General features: G+C 67.8%; 19 protein-coding genes. 3 read left to right on the plus strand and 16 right to left on the minus strand.

The window, feature by feature from the left end; all coding sequences use genetic code 11:
• Positions 1-55: 55 nt before the first annotated feature.
• The 8 genes from BJ960_RS11650 to prmC all read right to left on the minus strand — a co-directional run bounded on the left by BJ960_RS11650 (position 56) and on the right by prmC (position 6,089).
• A complete protein-coding gene (locus tag BJ960_RS11650; RefSeq protein WP_121073278.1) occupies positions 56-832 on the minus strand; it encodes a F0F1 ATP synthase subunit delta in 777 nt (258 codons plus the stop codon).
• A complete protein-coding gene (locus BJ960_RS11655) occupies positions 832-1,383 on the minus strand; it encodes a F0F1 ATP synthase subunit B (protein ID WP_185987397.1) in 552 nt (183 codons plus the stop codon). Before BJ960_RS11655 ends, BJ960_RS11650 begins: the two co-directional genes overlap by 1 nt.
• A 34-nt stretch (positions 1,384-1,417) precedes the next feature.
• Entirely contained in the window at positions 1,418-1,642 is a 225-nt protein-coding gene (atpE, locus tag BJ960_RS11660) for an ATP synthase F0 subunit C (RefSeq protein WP_119284718.1), read from the minus strand.
• A gap of 56 nt (positions 1,643-1,698) precedes the next feature.
• Positions 1,699-2,502: a F0F1 ATP synthase subunit A gene (gene atpB / locus BJ960_RS11665; protein WP_185987398.1), complete on the minus strand. Its 804-nt coding sequence runs from the start codon at positions 2,500-2,502 to the stop codon at positions 1,699-1,701.
• Between the two features lie 221 nt (positions 2,503-2,723).
• Positions 2,724-3,218: a Cg1360 family ATP-synthase-associated protein gene (locus BJ960_RS11670; protein WP_307814594.1), complete on the minus strand. Its 495-nt coding sequence runs from the start codon at positions 3,216-3,218 to the stop codon at positions 2,724-2,726.
• Positions 3,215-4,420, minus strand: coding sequence for an MraY family glycosyltransferase (locus tag BJ960_RS11675; RefSeq protein ID WP_185987399.1), 1,206 nt, complete (start codon positions 4,418-4,420; stop codon positions 3,215-3,217). The genes BJ960_RS11670 and BJ960_RS11675 overlap by 4 nt, the downstream gene beginning before the upstream one ends.
• A 2-nt stretch (positions 4,421-4,422) precedes the next feature.
• The gene (locus BJ960_RS11680; protein ID WP_185987400.1) at positions 4,423-5,232 is read right to left on the minus strand and encodes an L-threonylcarbamoyladenylate synthase; all 810 of its coding nucleotides are present in this window, start codon (positions 5,230-5,232) and stop codon (positions 4,423-4,425) included.
• A gap of 11 nt (positions 5,233-5,243) precedes the next feature.
• Positions 5,244-6,089 carry a peptide chain release factor N(5)-glutamine methyltransferase gene (gene prmC / locus BJ960_RS11685; RefSeq protein ID WP_237463554.1) on the minus strand — a complete coding sequence of 282 codons (846 nt, stop codon included), beginning with the start codon at positions 6,087-6,089 and terminating at the stop codon, positions 5,244-5,246.
• 224 nt (positions 6,090-6,313) lie between these two features.
• Between prmC and cysK the strand changes: the two genes are divergently transcribed.
• On the plus strand, positions 6,314-7,249 hold the full coding sequence (gene cysK / locus BJ960_RS11690) for a cysteine synthase A (RefSeq protein WP_121073283.1): 936 nt from the start codon (positions 6,314-6,316) through the stop codon (positions 7,247-7,249).
• Complete coding sequence (gene epsC, locus BJ960_RS11695; RefSeq protein WP_121073285.1) at positions 7,246-7,815, plus strand: serine O-acetyltransferase EpsC; 570 nt, start codon at positions 7,246-7,248, stop codon at positions 7,813-7,815. The genes cysK and epsC overlap by 4 nt, the downstream gene beginning before the upstream one ends.
• 469 nt (positions 7,816-8,284) lie before the next feature.
• On the opposite strand, the gene BJ960_RS11700 is transcribed toward epsC, so the two are convergent.
• Positions 8,285-9,691, minus strand: coding sequence for an MFS transporter (locus tag BJ960_RS11700; protein ID WP_185987402.1), 1,407 nt, complete (start codon positions 9,689-9,691; stop codon positions 8,285-8,287).
• An 87-nt stretch (positions 9,692-9,778) separates the two neighbouring features.
• Here BJ960_RS11700 and BJ960_RS11705 point away from each other — a divergent pair, with 87 nt between their 5' ends.
• The gene (locus BJ960_RS11705; RefSeq protein ID WP_185987403.1) at positions 9,779-10,456 is read left to right on the plus strand and encodes a GntR family transcriptional regulator; all 678 of its coding nucleotides are present in this window, start codon (positions 9,779-9,781) and stop codon (positions 10,454-10,456) included.
• On the opposite strand, the gene BJ960_RS11710 is transcribed toward BJ960_RS11705, so the two are convergent.
• The 7 genes from BJ960_RS11710 to BJ960_RS11740 all read right to left on the minus strand — a co-directional run bounded on the left by BJ960_RS11710 (position 10,453) and on the right by BJ960_RS11740 (position 19,565).
• Entirely contained in the window at positions 10,453-11,001 is a 549-nt protein-coding gene (locus tag BJ960_RS11710; RefSeq protein WP_185987404.1) for a GNAT family N-acetyltransferase, read from the minus strand. The genes BJ960_RS11705 and BJ960_RS11710 overlap by 4 nt on opposite strands.
• 101 nt (positions 11,002-11,102) lie before the next feature.
• A complete protein-coding gene (gene prfA / locus BJ960_RS11715) occupies positions 11,103-12,176 on the minus strand; it encodes a peptide chain release factor 1 (protein ID WP_121073309.1) in 1,074 nt (357 codons plus the stop codon).
• A gap of 12 nt (positions 12,177-12,188) precedes the next feature.
• Positions 12,189-14,039, minus strand: coding sequence for a hypothetical protein (locus BJ960_RS17200; RefSeq protein ID WP_185987405.1), 1,851 nt, complete (start codon positions 14,037-14,039; stop codon positions 12,189-12,191).
• Positions 14,040-14,162: 123 nt separating this feature from the next.
• A complete protein-coding gene (thrB, locus tag BJ960_RS11725; RefSeq protein WP_121073313.1) occupies positions 14,163-15,119 on the minus strand; it encodes a homoserine kinase in 957 nt (318 codons plus the stop codon).
• The gene (locus BJ960_RS11730; protein ID WP_121073318.1) at positions 15,116-16,420 is read right to left on the minus strand and encodes a homoserine dehydrogenase; all 1,305 of its coding nucleotides are present in this window, start codon (positions 16,418-16,420) and stop codon (positions 15,116-15,118) included. Before BJ960_RS11730 ends, thrB begins: the two co-directional genes overlap by 4 nt.
• A gap of 46 nt (positions 16,421-16,466) precedes the next feature.
• Positions 16,467-17,870: a diaminopimelate decarboxylase gene (gene lysA / locus BJ960_RS11735; RefSeq protein ID WP_185987406.1), complete on the minus strand. Its 1,404-nt coding sequence runs from the start codon at positions 17,868-17,870 to the stop codon at positions 16,467-16,469.
• Between the two features lie 174 nt (positions 17,871-18,044).
• Positions 18,045-19,565, minus strand: a complete 1,521-nt coding sequence (locus BJ960_RS11740) for a serine hydrolase domain-containing protein (RefSeq protein WP_185987407.1) — start codon at positions 19,563-19,565, stop codon at positions 18,045-18,047.
• Between the last annotated feature and the right edge of the window lie 197 nt (positions 19,566-19,762).

Here is a 19,762-nt window from a genome sequence, read left to right on the forward strand (position 1 = left end):
TTCGTTTCCTCTATCTGTTCCGGAGAGACTCTCCGGCAAGTAACTATGTTGTGCTCTACGCAGCGAGCCGCTGGCGGAGGTCTTCCAGGCGAGCCCGGACACTTCCGTCGATAACGTCGTCGGCCATCTGGATACGGACGCCGCCGATCAGCGCAGGATCCACAACCGTGGTGACCTTGACCTTGCGGCCAGCGCTCTGCTCGAGCAGAGCAGCCAACTTCTCCTGCTGCGCATCGGTCAGCGGAGCCGCAACCGTGACGGTCGCGAGCTCGAGCCCACCCTGGTCGGCCGCAACGCGTGCGGCCTCGGTGAGCGCTGCATTCACGCGGCGTCCGCGGGGGTTCGCGACCACGTGGGTCACGACACCAAGGGCGCCGGCGGAGAGCTTGCCGGAAAAGACCTTCGACGCGAGCTGCGCCTTCGCTGCGGGATCGCCGAGCTTGTTGCCAAGCTCGAGCTCGAGCTCGTGGCTCGAGTTGATCGTCGCGGTCGCTGCGAGCAGCTCATCGGCAAGGCCGGGCTCCGCGAGCGACTGGGCGCGGAAGCCGAGCTCCTCGACGCCGTCAACGAATTCAGCTGCGGTCGACCAGTTCTGCTCGACTGCTGCGGTAAGCACAGAGCGCGCGCCAGCCGACAGGCTGCCGAAGAGCTTGCCGACGACCTCTGCCTTCGCAGAAGCCGGGAGCGATGCATCAGCGAGAGCGCTGACGAGAGCGGGTGAGCCCTCGATCTGCGCAGCCGCCGAAAGGAGCTCTGAACCGACTGCCTTCCCGAGGCGGCCGCTGAGCGCGGACTTCGCCGCCGCGAGTGCCTCGCGTGACGCGCTGCCCATTACTTCGCCGCCCGTTCGGACGCTTCGAGGTCGACGAGGAAGCGGTCGACGAGCGCCGATGCCTTCTTGTCGTCGCTCAGGCTCTCGCCGACAACGCCCGAGGCGAGATCGATCGCGAGCGAGCCAACATCCTTGCGCAGCGAGACGAGTGCGCTCTGGCGCTCTGCCTCGATCTGCACCTGAGCGGCCTGCGTGATGCGTGCCTGCTCGGTGGTGGCGTCTTCCTTCGCCTTCGACACGATCTTCGTCGCGTCGAGGCGTGCGGACTCGCGGATCTCGCCAGCTTCCTGGCGAGCGCTTGCGAGCTGCGCGGTGTACTCCTGCAAGGCAGCCTCTGCCTTTGCCTGAGCCTCATCGGCCTTTGCGATGTTCCCCTCAATCGCTTCGGCGCGCGCGTCAAGCATGACCTGCACCTTCGGGAGGAAGACCTTCCAGAATGCGATGAGGATAATGAAGAACGCGATCGCCGACCAGACGATATCGTACGTCGCCGGGAGCAGCGGGTTCTGTGTAGCGCCCTCTGCAGCCGCGAACTGCACTGCGTGATTCATCTTGCCTCCCTTTCGAGACTAGTTGAAAGGATGCTTACTGGAAGATGAAGTAGGTTGCGACGCCGATGAGGGCGAGCATCTCGGTGAACGCGATGCCGATCCACATCATGCCCTGGAGCTTGCCGGCGAGCTCAGGCTGGCGAGCGGTGCTTTCGATGGTCTTGCCAACAACGATGGCCACACCGATGGCGGGTCCGATGGCAGCGAGGCCGTAGCCTACGGTTGCAATGTTGCCCGAGATTTCAGCGAGAACAGACACAGTATGTGTTTCCTTCCGTGTATGAGCGCGGCGGGAGCCGAACCCAAGGTTTGGTTTTAGTGCTCGTCAGCCAGCGCGAGCTGGATGTAGAGCGCGGTGAGCAAGGTGAAGACGTAGGCTTGCAGGCCTGCGACAAAGATCTCAAACAGGGTGAACGCGAAACCAAAGGTAAAGGTCACGGCACCGAGTGCGGGGAACAGGCCTCCTGCGGACAGGATGAAGAAGTTCGTCGCGGCCCACAGCAGCACGAGGATCATGTGACCGACGAGCATGTTCATGAGCAGTCGGAGCGCGAGCGTCACCGGGCGGACGATAAACGTCGAGATGAACTCGATCGGCGTGACGAGAATGTACATCGCCTTCGGCACGCCGGCCGGGAAGAGCGAGTTCTTGAAGAACTTGCCCGGGTGCTTCTTGATGCCCGCGTAGATGAACGAGACGTACGCGACAACGGCCATGAAGATCGGGAACCCGACCACGGACGACGCGGCGATGTTCAGACCCGGGATCACGCCGGTGATGTTGAACGCGAAGACGAGGAAGAAGATCGTCATGAGGAGCGGAGCGAAGCGACGCCCCTCCTTCACGCCGAGCTGCGACTCGATCGTGTTCTTGCGCACGAAGTCAAGGGCGAACTCAAGAACGCCCTGCGCGCGGCCAGGGATCACGCGGAGGTTGCGGGTTCCGAGCCAGAACAGCACGAGAAGCACGACGACCATGAGCATACGGATCAGCATGATCCGGTTCATCTCAAATGGCGTGCCTTCGAAGAGAACAGCCGGGGGGAAGAAGTCATTGAGAGTAGGACCGTGGAAGCCACCCTCCTCGGCACGAATAAGTCCGGGGGCAACGAGGTGCATAGCGTTAGCGAACAGGCCATTCTCCTGATTCGGGGCGCGGCGTGAGCCGCACGGCATCGAACGATGGTCGCGCGCCCTGCTCGCGGGCACTCAGAAATGGCGCCACGGGGCTGGGAACGAACTAATCCTAACAAGGTTTCACTCCGAGCGAAACTCGAGAGCGGCCCTCGCGGGTCAAGATTTTGTGGTGGCTGAGAATCTCCCCTCAAGCACCTTGCCGATTACGGCAGATTTGCGCTGTATGGTACGCGTGCCTTGGCAACAATCACTGTGTCAATCACGATCGAGACAATTATTGTGGCGACCAACGCGATGAACAGCATCTTGGGGTCGAGCCAGGGCTGGTCGCGAAGGAGCAGCGCCGCAACGACGAACGCGACGAGCTTGAGCACCCAGGTGCCCATGACGATCCCCATAAAGATCTGGAGGTAGACCGCGCTCTGCACGAAGCGGTTCGCGAACGCGATGCTGCCAACGGTGGCGAGCAGCAGCGCTCCCCCGATCGCGGCGCCGATGAGGCCACCGACAAGGCCGTTCGTGCCGCTCACGAAGAACCCGACCGCGGCGAACACGATCATCGAAGCGACCGTCGCGATGATTCCCCAGCGCACCCCGCGGAGCAGCATGGGCTGCGACGAGGGCATCGGGTACTCGCCGCTGCCATACGTGGAGGGCTCGGGCGTCTGCGCGGGCTCGGGATGCACGGGTGTGCTCACTCGGTGGTCCTTTCGTTGGGCGCCGCGCCGAAGTCTGCGCGTGCGTCCGGGCCAGATGCGGGGCCACCCCGCTTGTCTAACGCTACCAACCTGCGCTGCGCGAGCGCTGCGCGCACGCGGCTCGCCGGGAACCGGACGAGCAGTACGCCGGCGGCGATTCCGACGACGAGTACGATCAGCGGCAGCGCGAAGCTCTGGCTCGTGAAGACGAGCAGGCCCGCGATCGACAGCACGGCGGTCCCAAGATAGAAGATGGATACCGCTTGCACGGGCGAATGGCCCATATCCAGCAGCCGGTGGTGCAGGTGCAGGCGATCCGCCTCAAACGGGCTCTTGCCCGCGCGCAGTCGCCGCAGCACGGCAAGCACAAAGTCTGCGAGCGGCATTGCGAGCACCGCGAACGGCAGCAGGATCGGAATGTAGCTCGCGAGGACGAGCTTGAGGTCGAGCGCCGCCGGGTCGAGGTCGCCAGTGACCGAAACCGTCGACGTCGCCATGAGCAGCCCGACGAGGAGGGCCCCCGTGTCGCCCATGAACATCTTCGCGCGATGCCAGTTGAACGGGATGAACCCGACGCATATGCCCACGAGCACGAGCGCGATCAGGCTCGCGAACGTCACCGCCTGCGAGTTGCCGAGTTGTGAGTTGAGAATCAACGTGTAGACGAAGAAGGTGCCGCTCGCGATGATTGCCACGCCCGCGACCAGGCCGTCGAGGCCATCGACAAAGTTCACGGCGTTCATCACGAGCGTGATGAGGAACACGGTCAGCACGAAGTTCACCGTCGAAGACCCGATCACGAGGGTGTCACCGACCGGAATCGAGACGATCTGCACGCCGTTCCAGGCGAGCACGCCTGAGGCGAGCAGCTGGGCGCCGAGCTTGATCATCCAGTCGAGATCAAGCAGGTCGTCGAGGAAGCCGATGACCGCGATCAGCAGGCACGCCCCGATGAGGGCCCACATCTTCAGGCCGTCGCGGAACAGCCCCTGGAACTCGGGGAACAGCGCGGCGGCGCCGAGGCCAGCGAGAAGGCCGACGAACATCGCGACCCCACCGAGCCGCGGCGTGGGGTTCTTGTGAACGTCACGCTCGCGGACCTCCGGGGCCAACTTGAACCGCCGAGCGAGACGCAGCACGCCGAACGACGCGGCGGCGGTCACGACGACAGCCACTGCGAAGACCGGCAGGTACGGGAACATCGCTAGTCGCTGACCCGCGGCGCCTCAGCGTCAGTCTCCGCGCTACCGTCAGTCTCCGCGCTCGCGTCGATCGCAGCGTCGGCGTCGGCGTCGGCGTCGGTCGCAGCGTCAGCTTCGGCCTGCACGAGCGGGGTCGCAGACGGCGCCGGCTGCTCGAGGACGGTGGCTTCGGGGAGCACGCGCTGCAGCTCTGCAACAGTGACGGCGCCCTGGCGCAGCACCCGCACGGTGCCGGTGCCATCGCCGTCAAGCTTCGTCGCGTCGATGATCGTCGAGGCCTCGCCGCGGGCTTCCCCGCCGTCGAGGTAGACGGCGATCGAATCGCCGAGCATCTCCCGAGCCTCCTGAGCGGAACCAGCCGCGGGCATGCCGGTCTTATTCGCGGACGACACCGCCAGCGGCCCCGTCTCCTGCAAGAGTTCGCGCGCGAACGCGTTCCCGGGGATCCTGAGCGCGACAGTTCCGCCCGTCTCGCCGAGATCCCAGCTGAGGGAGGGGTTCGCCTGCGTGATGATGGTGAGCGCGCCCGGCCAGAACGCCTCGGCGAGGCTGTGCAGCGCCTCGGTCGCCTCCGCGGCGAGCGCCGCGAGCGTCCCGACGTTCGGGATCAGCACGGGCGGCGGCGACTGCCTGCCGCGCCCCTTTGCGTCGAGGAGTCGCTGCACCGCTTCGGGCGAGAACGCGTCGGCGGCAACGCCGTAGACCGTATCGGTCGGCATGACGATGAGTTCGCCCCGGCCGAGCGACTGGCGCGCGAGCCTCGTCCCCTGCAACAATTGGGCACCATCTGAACAGTCAAATACCTCGGACATAGTTCGCAATTCTACTTGAGTGCGGTTGTGGCGCGGTCCCGGCCGGTGAGATCGGGGTGGGTTGCGCTGGCGCGCCAGCCGTCGGCGGCGAGCAGCTCACGAATCGCGGCCCCTTGTCCCTCGGCGTGTTCGAGCACGAGCGCGCCGCCCGGAGCGAGCAGGTTCGCTGCGATCCGGCTGATGATCCTGATCACATCGAGCCCGTCGTCACCGCCGTACAACGCGAGATCAGGATCGTGGTCGCGCACCTCGGGGTCCCGCGGCACCATTGCGGCAGGCACATACGGCGGGTTTGACACCACGACGTTGACGCGCCCAGCGAGCTCCGCAGGCGCGAGCCTGCCGGGGACGAAGTCCGCGAGGTCGCCGTGGATGAGATCGACCCTGCCGTCGCCGAGCGCCGCGACGTTCTCGGCGGCCCACGCGTGAGCGTCGGCGCTCTTCTCCACTGCCCACACCCGCGCGGTCGGCACCTCCGACGCGAGCGCGAGCGCGATGGCGCCGGAGCCTGTGCAGAGGTCCACCGCGAGTGGTTCCGGCGTCGGCGCGAGGGCGAGCGCGTCGATCGCGAACTGGGCGACAGTCTCGGTCTCGGGGCGCGGCACAAACACGCCGGGGCCGACGCGCAGCTCGAGCGACCGGAACGGCGCCCTCCCCGTCAGGTGCTGCAGCGGCAGCCGCGAGGCGCGGAGCTCCGCAAGATCACGCAGCCGCTCCCCGTCTGCCTCGGTCAGCCGCTCCCCCATGATCGCCAGCGTCTGCACGCGACCACGGCTCACGTCGAGCACGTGCGCAACGAGCAATTCGGCATCGACCTCGGGGTCGACGATCCCGGCCTCCGAGAATGCGTCGCGCATCGCGCGAAGAGCGTGGTCGATCTGGGGTCCGAGTGTGTCTGTCACCCGCCCATTCTCTCGCACGGGGTCACGCTGCCCCGCAGGCCCCGCGTGTTGGGGAATACCCGTTCGCGTAAGGCGTTGTAACAGAACGAGCATGAGCATAAGCATTCAGAACATTTCAGATAACCTGGTGGCATAACTCACCCACGCTGAAACTTACAACGACACGGAGGGCATTCCGCATGGCTCGCATTCACGACAACATCACCCAGGCGTTTGGCAACACTCCCCTGGTCCGCCTCAACCGAGTGACCGACGGCGCAGACGCCGAGGTGCTTGCAAAGCTTGAGTTCTACAACCCGGCCGGGAGCGTGAAGGACCGCATCGGCGTCGCGATCATCGACGCAGCCGAGCAGTCGGGTGAGCTGAAGCCTGGCGGAACGATCGTCGAGGGCACGAGCGGCAACACGGGCATCGCGCTCGCGTTTGTCGGCGCGGCGCGCGGCTACAAGGTCATCCTCACGATGCCCGAGACCATGAGCGTCGAGCGTCGCAAGCTGCTCGCGGCATACGGCGCCGAGATCGTGCTCACCGAAGGCCCCCTCGGCATGAAGGGTGCGGTCGCGAAGGCTGAAGAGATCGTCGCGAACACCCCGGGCGCGATCCTCGCGAAGCAGTTCGGCAACCCCGCCAACCCTGCGATCCATCGGGCAACCACCGGCCCCGAGATCTGGAACGACACCGACGGCTCGGTCGACATTTTCGTCGCAGGCATCGGCACGGGCGGCACCATCACCGGCGCTGGCGGCTACCTCAAGGAGCAGAACCCCGGCGTCCAGGTCATCGCCGTTGAGCCGATCGACTCGCCGCTGCTCACCGAAGGCACCGCCGGCCCGCACAAGATCCAGGGCCTCGGCGCGAACTTCGTCCCCGACATCCTCGACCGCGACGTCTACGACGAGGTCATCGACGTCGCGCTGCCCGACGCCATCGCGAAGGCACGCGCGCTCGGCACCGACGAGGGCGTGCTCGCTGGCATCTCAGGCGGCGCTGCCGTGTGGGCCGCCGTCGAGGTCGCGAAGCGTCCGGAGAACGCGGGCAAGAAGATCGTCGTGATCGTCCCCGACTTCGGTGAGCGCTACTTCTCGACGGTGCTCTACGAGGACCTCGCAGTTTGAGCCTGTTTTCCCGTATCCGCGAGGACATCTCTTCGGCCCGCGCGCACGATCCAGCTGCGCGCGGGCCTGTTGAGGTGTTTTTCCTGTATTCAGGCCTGCACGCGGTGTGGTGGCATCACGTGTCGCACGCGCTCTGGCGCCGGGGCCTGCGGTTTCTCCCGCGCGCAATCTCGCAGATCACCCGATTCTTCACGGGCATCGAGATCCACCCCGGCGCGACGATCGGCCGCCGCCTGTTCATCGATCACGGCATGGGCATCGTCATTGGCGAGACCGCAGAGGTCGGCGACGATGTGCTCATCTACCACGGCGTCACGCTCGGGGGCACAGGCCACCAGAGCGGCAAGCGCCACCCCACCGTCGGCGACCGCGTCGTCCTCGGCGCCGGCGCGAAGCTGCTTGGCGATATCGTGATCGGGGCGGACTCGGCCGTCGGCGCAAACGCCGTCGTTGTGCGCTCAGCTGACGCGTGGACGACACTCACGGGGATCCCGGCGACGGGCAGGCCCCGCCGTGGTGCCCCGGTCGCGGAGCACCCGAACACCGCCGGGTTCTACGTCATCTAGCGGCGTCGGGGCGCCTCGGCCACCCGGGCTGCCTCAGTCGCCTGGCCTCGCAGCAACACAGCCACAGCCACAGCCACAGCCACAGCCACAGCCACAGCCACAGCCACAGCCACAGCCACAGCCAGCCCTACAGCCATCACCACAGCCAATGGGATCTGCAGGCCCAATGCTCTCACGTGCCGAGATCGACATAGACACTGCAGATCACCTTGGCTACCGCCGCCACCAGAGCCAGCTCGGCCGCCCATGGACCGGGCCACACCGCCACAAGCAATGGGATCTGCAGGTCCAATGCCCTCACGTGCCTAGATCGACATAGACACTGCAGATCACCCCGAGAACTGCAGGTGGCAGGAGGCTCGACTTCCACCAGGCGCACAGGGCTCGACTTCCGCCAGACGGCAGGAGGCTCTACTTCCACCAGGCGGCGGGCCCGGCTCCTAGGCTGGACGCCAGCGGTGCGGCCACCCTAGCGCAGCGTGCGCCCGTGCCTGTCCATCCACGTTCCCGTGCGCCGGCGCTCGATGAAGATCATTGTCAGTCCAAGCAGCCACAGCGGGATCTGCGCGGCGAACGCCACCTTGAACGCGGTGAGCGAGTAGGTCTCTGGCGATCCCGCGCCTTGGAGGTCGAGGATGACCCCAATGAGCATCACGAGCAGCAGCGCGGCAGTGAAGCCGCCCGTGTTCACGAGGCCGGTGCCGAAGCCAGCGAAACTGCGCGGCGTGTGCGACCGAGAAACCTCGAACGCGATCATCGACGCCGGCCCACCAAGCGGCAGGATGACGAGCAGCGCGATGATGAGCCACCCCGGAGGCATGCCAGGCCAGAGCAGCACGGCAAGCCAGGTCACCATAATGAGCACGGTGATGCCAATGACAAGCAGCACCCTGCGCTCGATGAAGCGTGAGCTGATCGGGCCGAGCACGAGGCCTGCGACCATCGAGGAGACGACGGTCAGGCTCAAGAGCCCGCTCGCCGCGGGAGCGCTCAGGCCGAGCCCGCCCGTCAGGAACGGCGTGCCCCAGAGCAGCAGAAACGCCTGCGCGGAGAACGGCGTCACGAAGTGAATCCAGTACGCGAGCCGCACCCCCGGGATCGACAGTAGGCGCCGCACGCGGGTGAGGATCCCTTCCTTCCCGCTCGCGCTCCTTCGGCGAGCGCGGCTGCCGCCGACGACGGGAATCATGTTCGTCGCGGGCGGCGCCATCGTCACGGTCGTGATCGGGGCCGCGGCAAGTGACTCGGAGTTTCTCGTCACACGGCCGGTTCGCCTGGTGAGGCGTTCGAAGGCTGTCCGTCGGCCCGGCGCGTCACGCAGCACGACGAATGCAAGCAGGAACGACAGCACGCCGACGGCCGCGATCCCGAGGAAGCCAGTGGACCACCCAAAGGTGTCGACGACGAACGCGAGCGGGGCGACCGAGACGAGCTGACCGACCTGCCCGATGAGCCCGGTGACCTGTCCAAGGGTGGGGAGCTGGCGCGGCTTGAACCATTCCGGGAGCAACCGCATCACGGCAGTGAACGTGCACGCGTCGCCAGCGCCAACGAGGATGCGAGCGAGAATCGCGAACTCGACGTTCGCGACCGTCGCCATCACGATCTGCCCGGTGAGCATGAGGGCGGAGCCGGCGAGGATCAGGATCGTCGAACCATACCTGTCGAGCAGCATCCCGACCGGGATCTGGCAGGCGGCGTACACCAAGAGCTGGATGACGGGGAAGGCCGCGAGCGTCGACGCGTCGATCGAGAAGTGGTCTTGCGTGGCAGGCCCGAGCGCTGAGAGCGATGATCGGTTCACAATCGCGATCGCGTAGAGCGTGACCGCCACTCCCCACACCACCCAGGGGAGGAATGGTTTGGAAGCTCGCATGAATTCAATGGTAGTCCTGTGCGGCTGCCCTGCGCGCGATACTGAGCCACGCGTCGTGACGCAGTATCCCGACTATCCTAGGAATTTATGAGCTCGACTATTCGCACTGAGGCAGGAGCCGCCGAGAGCGGGGCCCCGCAGTCGCACGAACTGGTGTCGATCCTGCGCGACAGGATCCTGCACGGCGACCTCGCTCCCGGGCAGCGGCTCGTCGAACGCACCCTCGCGAGCGAGCTGGGGGTGTCGCGGATCCCGGTGCGCGACGCCCTGAACATTCTCCGCGGCGAGGGGTTCGTCTCCGCGCTCCCGAATCGCGGCATGACGGTGACGGCGCTGTCGCCGCAGGACGTTGAAGAGCTGTTCGAGGTGCGCGAATCGCTCGAGGTGCTCGCGGTACGGCGGGCGACCGAGCGCGCGACCCCCGACGAGATCGACAGGCTCGAGCAGTCGATCGCCGCGTCGGAGGCCGCGTGGGAGCGTTCCGACACGGACGCTGTCGGTCGGTGCAATCAGGAGTTCCACGACCTGCTCTGGAAGATGGCGCACAACTCGCTGCTCTCCTCGCTCATGGAGCCGCTGGAGGGCCGCATGCACTGGCTGCTCAGGCAAAACGATGACCCGCGCCGCCTCCAGGCCGAGCACGTCGCGATACTCGCCGCCATCCGAAGCGGCGACGCGGAGCTCGCTGCCCGGTCGGCCCTGGACCACGTGCAGACGAGCCGGGAGATCTGGCTCGATCTCTCGGCTCGCAGGCGCACGGCCTAGTCGCGCGGCGGCAGCGGCGGCCCGTCGGGGAAGTCGCTGCGGGTGAGGTCGAGGAACATCGCGCCCTCGAGCGCGCCTCTCGGCCGCACCTGGTAGTCACGCAGGATCCCGATGCGCTTGAAGCCGAGCCGCTCGTAGCTGCGGATCGCGCCGTCGTTGTTCTCGTTCGGGTCGAGCGTGACGCGAGTGATCCCGTTCGCGAACTCGTGCCTGATGGCGAGTGCGAGCGCCTCCTCGCCGACGCGATTGCCCCGGAAGCGTGTCCCGATGAAGAGGTGCATCACCGTCGTCGGGTACTCGGGGTCCTCCCCGCGCAGCACGTAGAGCGCGCCGGCGCACTCCCCCGCGACCTCGATGATGCGGGTCGTCTCGGCGGCATCGATGAACTCGGCCTGGACGCGCTCGCTGGTGTACCCGACCCACCAGAAGGCGACCTCCGGCTCTCGCAGGATCTCGAACAGCGGGTCGAGGTCCTCCTGCCTCGGAGCGCGGAGGGTGACGAGGGGCCCGACGATGGGCGCTGCGGGAAGTACGGGTGTAGACATGGACACAGCGTACTGCGTACGCGCTCGCGCGCGCCATGCAAAAAACCCTGGTGGTCAGCAGGAACACTTCCCGCAGACCACCAGGGTTCAGCGTCAGGCGGCTACTGCCCGAGTGCCTTCAGGCGCTCCTCCTCGTCCATGCGGATGCAGGACTCGATGAGCGGCTCCATCGACCCGTTCATGACCTGGTCAAGGTTGTATGCCTTGTACCCGGTGCGGTGATCGGCGATGCGGTTCTCCGGGAAGTTGTACGTGCGAATCCGCTCCGAGCGATCCATCGTGCGGATCTGGCTCGAACGGTGCGCGCTCGCCTCAGCGGCGGCTTCCTCGGCGAGGCGAGCAAGCAGTCGCGCGCGGAGCACGCGCATGCCGGCCTCACGGTTCTGCAGCTGCGACTTCTCGTTCTGCATCGCGACGACGATACCCGTCGGGAGGTGCGTGATGCGAACCGCGGAGTCCGTCGTGTTCACCGACTGGCCGCCGGGGCCGCTCGATCGGTAGACGTCGATCTTCAGGTCGTTCTGGCTGATCTCGACCTCTTCAGCCTCGTCGGGCTCGGGGTAGACGAGCACGCCGGTCGTTGAGGTGTGGATGCGGCCCTGCGACTCGGTGACAGGCACGCGCTGCACGCGGTGCACCCCGCCCTCGTACTTCAGGTGCGCCCACACGCCCTGCGACGGGTCGCTCGCGTTCGCCTTGATCGCGACCTGCACGTTCTTGTAGCCGCCGAGATCGCTCTCGTCCTTCTCAAGAATCTCAGTCTTCCAGCCCTTGGACTCCGCGTAGTGCATGTACATGCGGAGCAGGTCGGCACCGAACAGCGCCGATTCGGCACCGCCCTCGCCGCCCTTGATCTCGAGGATCACGTCGCGGGCATCGTCGGGATCGCGGGGAATCAGGAGACGGCGTACCTTCTCCTGCGCGTCGGCGAGCTGCGCCTCGAGGTCGGGGACCTCCTCGGCGAACGCTTCGTCCTCCTTCGCGAGCTCCCGTGCAGCCTCGAGGTCATCCCCCAGCTGCACCCAGTGCTCGTGGGCTGACTTGATCTTGCTGAGCTCGGCGTAGCGGCGATTCACCCGCTTCGCACGTGCGGCGTCGGCGTGCAGCGCCGGATCGGCGAGATCCTCCTGCAGCGACGCGTGCTCGGCGAGCAGCCCTGAAACCTGTTCAAACACGTGCCGTTCCCCTTAGAACGAGAGGGTGTACGACTTCTCCGCGTTGACCTCGGGGGCCTGGCGGCTGCCCGAGATCTTCACGAAGCTGTTCACCGCGGGAACGAGCGCACGAAGCAGATCCTTGTCACCGGCGACGCCCGTGTGGGTGCGCGCGGTAGCGAGCAGCGTGAGCGACCCACCGTTCTCAAGGTTGCGAGCGGCGCCGAGCAGACGCTTCGCGTGCGCGATCGGCAGCGCCTGGGCGGCCTCCGGCGTCGTGCGCGAGCCCTGCAGGTTCTGGTGCGCGGCGTGCGCGAGATCGGTGAGCGAGTCGAGCAGCACGATCACGTCGTGACCGAGCTCGACGAGCCTGCTGGCACGGTCGAGCGCGAGCTCGACGATCGTGGCCTGATCCTCTGCCGCGCGGTCGAACGTCGCGGCGATGACCTCGCCGCTGACGGTGCGCTGCAGGTGCGTGACCTCTTCGGGGCGCGCGTTCGTGAGCACGAGCAGCAGGTGCGCGTCAGGAGCGTTCGCCGTGACTGCGGCGGCGAGCTCGGCGAACACACGGGCAGCGGGGATCTCGGCAGGCAGCGCGATGAGCGCGCGCTGGCCGAGCCCCATCGGAGCCGCAGCGTCGATCGCCGAGCCGAGGCCCTGCTCGCCGGTCGCGAAACGGAGCGGCTGCTCGGGGAAGATCGCGGTCATCTCTGCGATGTCTGCGCGCTTCTCGGTCTCCTCGACGGGCTTGCCGTTCACGGAGTCGATCTTCACGATCGCGTTGTACTTCTGGCGGCCGCCGCTGTCGCCCTCGCGGGGCTGGCGGATCGCGCCGACGATCGCATCGCCGCGGCGAAGGCTGTACTTCTTGACCTGGCCGAGCGCGACGTACACGTCGGACACGCCGGGGAGGTAGCCGCTCGTGCGCACGAACGCGTAGTTGTCGAGCACGTCGAGGATGCCAGCGACGGGCAGCAGCACGTCGTCTTCTGCGATCTCGGGCTCGAGGTCGTCACCGCCGCGACGCTTGCGGTCGCGCTGGCGGGTGCGGCTCGAACGCGAGCCGTTCTCCTGCTTGGAGTTGTCCGAGCGATCGCCCTGGCCCTGCTTCTCCTGGCCCTGCTTGTCGCTCTGGCCATGCTTGTCGGCGTCGCCCTTGGCGGCGTCGCCCTTCGAGCCATCATTCTTCGAGCCATCGTTCTTCGCCGCGTCGCCCTTGGCACCGTTCTGGTTGCCGCGGCCGCGGCCCTTCGGCTCCTCCGACTGCGCGGGGGTCTCGCCCTCGGCCTGCTCGGCGGTCTGGCTCGACCGGCGGCGCGACCGCTTCGCCGGAGCAGCCTCAGGATCCTCCGCGGGAGTCGCTGCTGCCTGCGCATCGCCCGCTGCAGCGGGCTGCTCGGCCGCAGCCTCCTCTGCGGGAGCCTCGACAGCGGCGGCCGCCTTGCGCGAACGGGTGGCGCGCTTCTTCGGCGCCTCGGCTGGCGCGGCCTCGGCGTCGTCGGCCTTCGCGACAGCCTCATCGGCCTTCGCGGGTGCCTCCTCGGCCTTCGCCTTTGCTGCGGCGCGCGTCGTCTTGGGTGCGGCGGCTGCCTCGTCGGCCTCGGCTGCGGGGGCCTCGGGCTCCGCCTTCTTGCGAGCGCGGCTCGCGCGCTTCGGCGCGGCCTTCTCTGCCGGTGCCTCGGCGGGTGCCTCGGCGGGCGCAGCCTGCTCGGCCGGCGCAGCCTCGGGGGCGGCCGCCGGCGCTGCAGCGGTCGCCGCGGTGTCGGCGGCGACCTCTGGAGCGGCACCAGCCGCAGCCGAGACGCGCCGCGATGCGCGACGGCGAACTGGAGCAGCTTCCGCCGCCTCCTGGGCAGGCGTCTGGTCTTCAGTGTTGAGTTCCACGTGTATTCCTTCCGGAACCTATCGAGTCTGAGCACTCAGGCCACAAACAGGCACGAGAGTGCGGGAAGCTCGGGGACAAATACCCCGGCTGGGAATGCGATCCGGGACACAAACTACGAAGTGTCACACTCGCGAAGAGAACGCAGAGTCGACCGGGATCTCCTCTACTGTAGCACCCTTGATATCGACAGCGAGAGTGAGAATTCGCCATTCGGGTGCGATCTGCGCGACGAGATCCGCCGCGGCGAGGCGCTCGCGCGGTCCGTTCGAGAGCACGAGCACCGAGGGCCCGGCGCCCGACACGACCGCCGGGTGCCCCGCCTCGCGGAGCGCACCGATGAGGTCGCGGGTCTCGGGCATCGCCGCGCCGCGGTAGTTCTGATGCAACCGGTCCTCCGTCGCCTCAAGCATGAGCTCGGGGCTCTGCGTGAGCGCCGCGATGAGCAGCGCCGAACGCGACACGTTAAAGACGGCGTCCTCGTGCGGCACCTGCTTTGGCTGCAGGCTCCGGGCATGCTCGGTCGACATGGTGAACGTCGGCACCAGCACGAGCGGCGCGACGCCGCGGTGCACGAGCAGTCGCTTGAACCGCGGCCCCTGCTCGTTCGTCCAGGCGATCGTGAGTCCGCCGAAGAGCGCCGGGGCGACGTTGTCGGGGTGGCCCTCGAGCTCGGTCGCGAATGCGAAGATCTGCGCCTCGCTGAGCTCAAGCGGGTCGTCGGGGTCGCTCGCGAGCAGCCCGGCTGCGATCATCACGCCAGAGACGATCGCGGAGCCCGAGGATCCCATGCCGCGGCCGTGCGGGATTCGGTTGTGCGCCTCGATGTTCAGCCCGGGCATGTCGCGCCCGAGCCGTTCGAACACGAACGCGGCCGAACGCACGACGAGGTTGCGCTCGTCGGTGTCGACCTCTCCCTCACCGACGCCGATCACCGTGACGGTCGCGCCGGGTTCTGGCCGGGTGACCACCGTCAGCTCGTCGCCGTAGGCGAGCGCGATGCCGAGGGTGTCGAAGCCGGGGCCGAGGTTTGCGCTCGTCGCCGGGACGTGGACGCGGAGCGCGCGCTCGACCCGGCTCATGCGCGGCCCTCCCGGCGCAGCACGCTCACGACCTCGGCGACAGCGTCGTCGGCGCGGAGCGCGTCGACCGTCGCCGCGAGGTCAGCCTCGCGCGCCGTGTGGGTCCCGATGACGAGCGTCGCACGCCCCTCCTCGGAGGTGTTCTGCTCGACGCTCGCGGCCGAAACGCCGTGGGCGGCGAGGATCCCCGCGACCCGAGCGAGCACGCCGGGCTCGTCGCGGACCTCGAGCATGACCTGGTACGCGGTCAGCACCTCGCCGACGGGCAGTACCGGGAATTCGGCGTGCGTCGACCCGGGGATTCCGGGGCCGCCGACAACGTGGCGGCGGGCGGCCGAGACGAGGTCGCCCAGCACCGCGGATGCGGTCTCGTTGCCGCCTGCGCCCGCGCCGTAGAACATGAGTTCGCCCGCCGCCTCGGCCTCGACGAACACGGCGTTCTTGCCCTCGTGCACGGCAGCGAGGGGGTGTTCGCGCGGGATAAGCGCCGGGTAGACGCGCACCGATACCCCGTCGGTGCCGTCGGAGGCGGCGAGCCGCTCGGCGACGGCGAGCAGCTTGATGACGAAGCCGGCGTGGCGCGCCGCGGTGATCTGCTCGAGCGTCACCGCGGTGATGCCCTCGCGGTACACCGCGCTCTCGGGAACCTCCGTGTGGAACGCGATGCTCGCGAGGATCGTCGCCTTCTGCGCGGCGTCAAAGCCCTCAACGTCGAGCGTCGGGTCAGCCTCGAGGAAGCCAAGGTCGCTCGCGAGCTTCATCGCGTCTTCGGCGGACTCGCCGAAGCGGTCCATGCGATCCAGAATGTAGTTTGTCGAGCCGTTGACGATCCCCATCACCCGGGTGACATGGTCGCCGGCGAGGCTCTCGCGCAGCGGGCGCAGGATCGGGATCGCGGCCGCGACGGACGCCTCGTAGAGCAGCTGCGCGCCGACCTGGTCGGCGGCGTCGGAGAGCTCGCGGCCGTGCGCTGCGATGAGCGCTTTGTTCGCCGTGACGACGTCCGCGCCGCCGCCGAGGGCGAGCAGGATCAGGGAGCGCGCCGGCTCGATCCCGCCCATGAGCTCGATCACGATGTCCGCGCCCTGCACGAGACGCTCGGCGTCCGTCGTGAAGAGCTCGCGCGGCAGCGGGACGTCGCGCTCGGCGTCGAGCGAGCGCACCGCGATGCCGTCGAGGACGAGGTTCGCACCAATGCGGGCTGCGAGCTCGTCACCGTTCTCGAGAATCAGTCGCGCCACCTGGGCGCCAACCGACCCGCAACCAAGCAATGCAACTCGAAGGTCTCGATACGCGTTCAACCGTTGTTCTCCTGTGTTCTGTGAGGTCAAGTCGTGGGGGTCGCGGTTACGCGACGACGCTCTGTGCGAGCAGGTCGGCCTCGGTCTGGCCGCGCACGATGACGCGGCCCTCGCCGCCGCGGACGGCGACAACCGGCGGCCTCGGGACAAAGTTGTAGTTGCTCGACAGCGACCAGCAGTACGCGCCGGTGACTGCGACCGCGAGCGTGTCGCCCGGCTGCACGTCCGCGGGGAGCTCGTCGCGGTAGACGACGATGTCGCCGGACTCGCAGTGCTTGCCGACGACGCGCACAAGCGCGGGGGCCGCCTCGCTCTGGCGGTTCGCAATGCGCACGTGGTAGTCGGAGCCGTAGAGCGCGGGGCGCGCGTTGTCGCTCATGCCGCCGTCGACGCTCACATAGAGCCGCTCGGAGTAGCCGCGGTCGACAGGGTCGGCCTCGCCGGTGCCCGTGAGGTCGACGCGCTTCGTCGTGCCGACCGTGTAGAGCGTCACACCCGACTGGCCGACGACCGCGCGGCCCGGCTCGAACGCGAGGTGCGGGATCGCGATTCCTGCTTCCGCGGAGGCCTCCGCGACGATGTCGGCGAGCTGCCTGGCGATGTCGCCGACGTTCGGCGCCTCACCGGCCTGCTCGGGCGTGTACGCGATGCCAAAGCCGCCGCCAAGATTGAGCTCGGGAATCTGGCGCCCAGCGATCTCGGCGAGCTCAACGTAGACGCCAAGGAGGCGCCGCGCGGACTCGCGGAACCCCTCGGTCGCGAAGATCTGCGAGCCGATGTGGCAGTGCAGGCCAACGAAGTCGAGGCCCTCGTGCGAGACGATCTCGCGCACGAGCGCAGGCGCGTCGGTGAGCGGCATGCCGAACTTCTGATCCTCGTGGGCGGTCGCCAGGTAGTCGTGTGTCGACGCGTGCACGCCGCTGTTGACGCGGAGGCGAACGCGCTGCCGCTTCCCGGCGGCGGCTGTCGCCGCGGCGATGCGCGCGACCTCAATCTCGCTGTCGATGATGATCGTGCCGACCCCGGCCTCGACGGCGCGGACAATCTCGGCGTCGGACTTGTTGTTGCCGTGGAAGCCGATCTTCGCGGGGTCGACGCCGGCCGCAAGCGCGACCATGAGTTCGCCGCCGCTCGCGACGTCGATCGCGAGCCCCTCCTCTGCCATCCACTGCGCGGTCTGCACGCTGAGGAACGCCTTACTCGCGTAGTACACGGTCGCGTCGGTGCCGACGCGCTGCGCCTCGCCACGGAGGGCGTCGCGGATCTCGCGCGCCGTCGCGCGGGTCGCGTCCTCGTCGACGACGTAGAGCGGAGAGCCGAACTGCTCGACGAGCTCGGTGGCGCGCACGCCGCCAATCTTCAGCACGCCGCACTCGCTTCCGCGGCGGGCGCCGCGCGGGAAGACACGGTCGTCGATCGCATTGACATCGCGGGTTCGGTGATCGGTCATTGGACGCTCCTCGGCTCTGGGTGGGTGTCGCATGGACGCTCGGACGCTCGGAGAATTGCACACTTGCAACCCGTGGCGAGCGGACCCGGCTTGGCCCCTGAAGCCGCGCGAACGGAAAACTGCTCCGAACGAACCCCTCCATCTTAATAGACGCCGCGTTCCCAGACGCGGATGTTACGAAACCGGGCTTCCCTCGCGTGCAACGGCGGCGAGCACCTGGAGCCCCGGCTCCCCCGCGAGCGGCTTCGTGCCGGTCTCGTCGGCGATCGCGACGGTGAGGCTCTGCACGAGCGGCGCGCTCAGGCCGATGAGGCGAATGTCGCACACGAGCGCGCCGTGCGCGCAGTCGATGCGCCAGCGGAGGTGGGCTGCGTCCGATGCGCCGACGATCCGCTCCCCGAACGACGTGCGCTCCCGGGGCTCGCCGACGGTCTGCAGGAGCTCGGCGACCCTGGCCGTACGCACCTCGTCGGGCACGTCGGCGAAGAAGTTACTCGAGGTGAGGTGGGCCGCCCCGGCGAGGGGCTCGCCGCCGCGAATGAGCCCGTCCAGGAGTGCGCCGGCTTCGAGCGCGAGCGGCCACGGCTCTACCGTGCGCGGCGGAACCGCCTTCGCCCGGAGCACGCCGGCGTGGGCGGCCATCGCGAGCGTGTCTGCGCGGAACGCGTCTGAGTTGCCGAACACGACCACTCCGACGCCGGAGTCAGTGTGCCACCGCATGTTCGAGGAGAAGCCCGGGAGGCCGCCCGAGTGGTCGACGGTGGCCCCGAGCCGGCGGTCGTGGGCGGGGAAGAGCCCGAGGCCGTATCCCAGCGCCGTGAGATCGCGAAACTCGGTGGCGGCCGGTACTGGGATCGGGGTGTGCACCCGCTGCATCTCGATCCGGCTCCTCGCGGACAGCAGTTCTGGCGCGAGCGGCTCATTGGTGTAGCCGGAGGCGAGGAACCACGACCACGTCGCGATGTCGTCGACCGTGCTGAACAGCCCGCCGATGCAGGCGAGCGCCCCTTCCCCGATAAACGGCTCCTGAATGAACGTCGCGCCCGTGTCGAAGGTGCGGAAGCCGTGGGCAACATCCGTGCCCTCGCCATAGTGCTCCACGGCGAAGCGGGTCCCGGTGAGCCCGAGGGGCTCGATGAACCTGCTGGTGATCTCGGCTTCCACGGAGCGTCCGACCGCCGCCTCGATGACGCGCCCGACGAGCGACATCCCGAGGTTCGAGTACTGGTACCCGACGCCGGGGGCCTGGGTGAGTCCGATCCCCTCAGCGAACAGGCCCGCAATATATTCGCGGCTCGAACCGAGCTGCCGGTCTGCCCAGGCGTTGTCCTCCGGCATACCCGAGCGATTCGAGAGCAGCTCGGCAACGGTGACTGGATAATCGATGCCGCGATAGGTGAACCGCACCCCGGGGAGGTAGCGCGCCACCGGCGCGGCGAGGTCGAGCGCCCCCGCCTCGTCGAGCGCGAGCGCCGTCGCCGCAAGGAAGCTCTTCGACATCGACGCGATCCGAAATACAGTCTCGCGCGTCACCGGTGCGCCGTCGAGTCGCGGCTCCCCGACCCCGTGCCAGGCGATGACGCCGGTCGCGTCGAATGCCGCGACGGACACCGCCGGCGCGAGCGTCCCCGCATAGTCGGCGATGGTCTCCTCGAGAACTGCGACGGTTTCGGCGGTGCGGGCGGGGTGAGACATGCGGTGGTCCTTTGTGCGACGGTGAACGGAGTGCCTCTGCCACCCTATGCCCGCGCGGCCGCTGCTGGCGCTGAGTCCGCGAACACCCGGGACCGATACCCGCGCCAAATGCATGCAAGCGAATACAATTTGCTGCGAGTTGGTTGTACTTCATACGCCCCGCTGACCAATGGGCAATGCACGAGCATTTCATTGCC

This window comes from Leucobacter aridicollis (assembly GCF_013409595.1).
Classification (GTDB): domain Bacteria; phylum Actinomycetota; class Actinomycetes; order Actinomycetales; family Microbacteriaceae; genus Leucobacter; species Leucobacter aridicollis.

Excerpts from the sequence above, each read along its gene's own strand:
- cysK (WP_121073283.1), top strand. The coding sequence starts at position 6,314 with ATGGCTCGCATTCACGACAACATCACCCAGGCGTTTGGCAACACTCCC.
- BJ960_RS11705 (WP_185987403.1), top strand. The coding sequence starts at position 9,779 with ATGAGCTCGACTATTCGCACTGAGGCAGGAGCCGCCGAGAGCGGGGCC.
- atpB (WP_185987398.1), bottom strand. The coding sequence starts at position 2,502 with ATGCACCTCGTTGCCCCCGGACTTATTCGTGCCGAGGAGGGTGGCTTC.
- BJ960_RS11700 (WP_185987402.1), bottom strand. The coding sequence starts at position 9,691 with ATGCGAGCTTCCAAACCATTCCTCCCCTGGGTGGTGTGGGGAGTGGCG.
- BJ960_RS11740 (WP_185987407.1), bottom strand. The coding sequence starts at position 19,565 with ATGTCTCACCCCGCCCGCACCGCCGAAACCGTCGCAGTTCTCGAGGAG.
- thrB (WP_121073313.1), bottom strand. The coding sequence starts at position 15,119 with ATGAGCCGGGTCGAGCGCGCGCTCCGCGTCCACGTCCCGGCGACGAGC.
- BJ960_RS11675 (WP_185987399.1), bottom strand. The coding sequence starts at position 4,420 with ATGTTCCCGTACCTGCCGGTCTTCGCAGTGGCTGTCGTCGTGACCGCC.
- BJ960_RS11710 (WP_185987404.1), bottom strand. The coding sequence starts at position 11,001 with ATGTCTACACCCGTACTTCCCGCAGCGCCCATCGTCGGGCCCCTCGTC.
- prmC (WP_237463554.1), bottom strand. The coding sequence starts at position 6,089 with ATGCGCGACGCATTCTCGGAGGCCGGGATCGTCGACCCCGAGGTCGAT.
- BJ960_RS11655 (WP_185987397.1), bottom strand. The coding sequence starts at position 1,383 with ATGAATCACGCAGTGCAGTTCGCGGCTGCAGAGGGCGCTACACAGAAC.
- BJ960_RS11680 (WP_185987400.1), bottom strand. The coding sequence starts at position 5,232 with ATGTCCGAGGTATTTGACTGTTCAGATGGTGCCCAATTGTTGCAGGGG.
- BJ960_RS11650 (WP_121073278.1), bottom strand. The coding sequence starts at position 832 with ATGGGCAGCGCGTCACGCGAGGCACTCGCGGCGGCGAAGTCCGCGCTC.
- lysA (WP_185987406.1), bottom strand. The coding sequence starts at position 17,870 with ATGACCGATCACCGAACCCGCGATGTCAATGCGATCGACGACCGTGTC.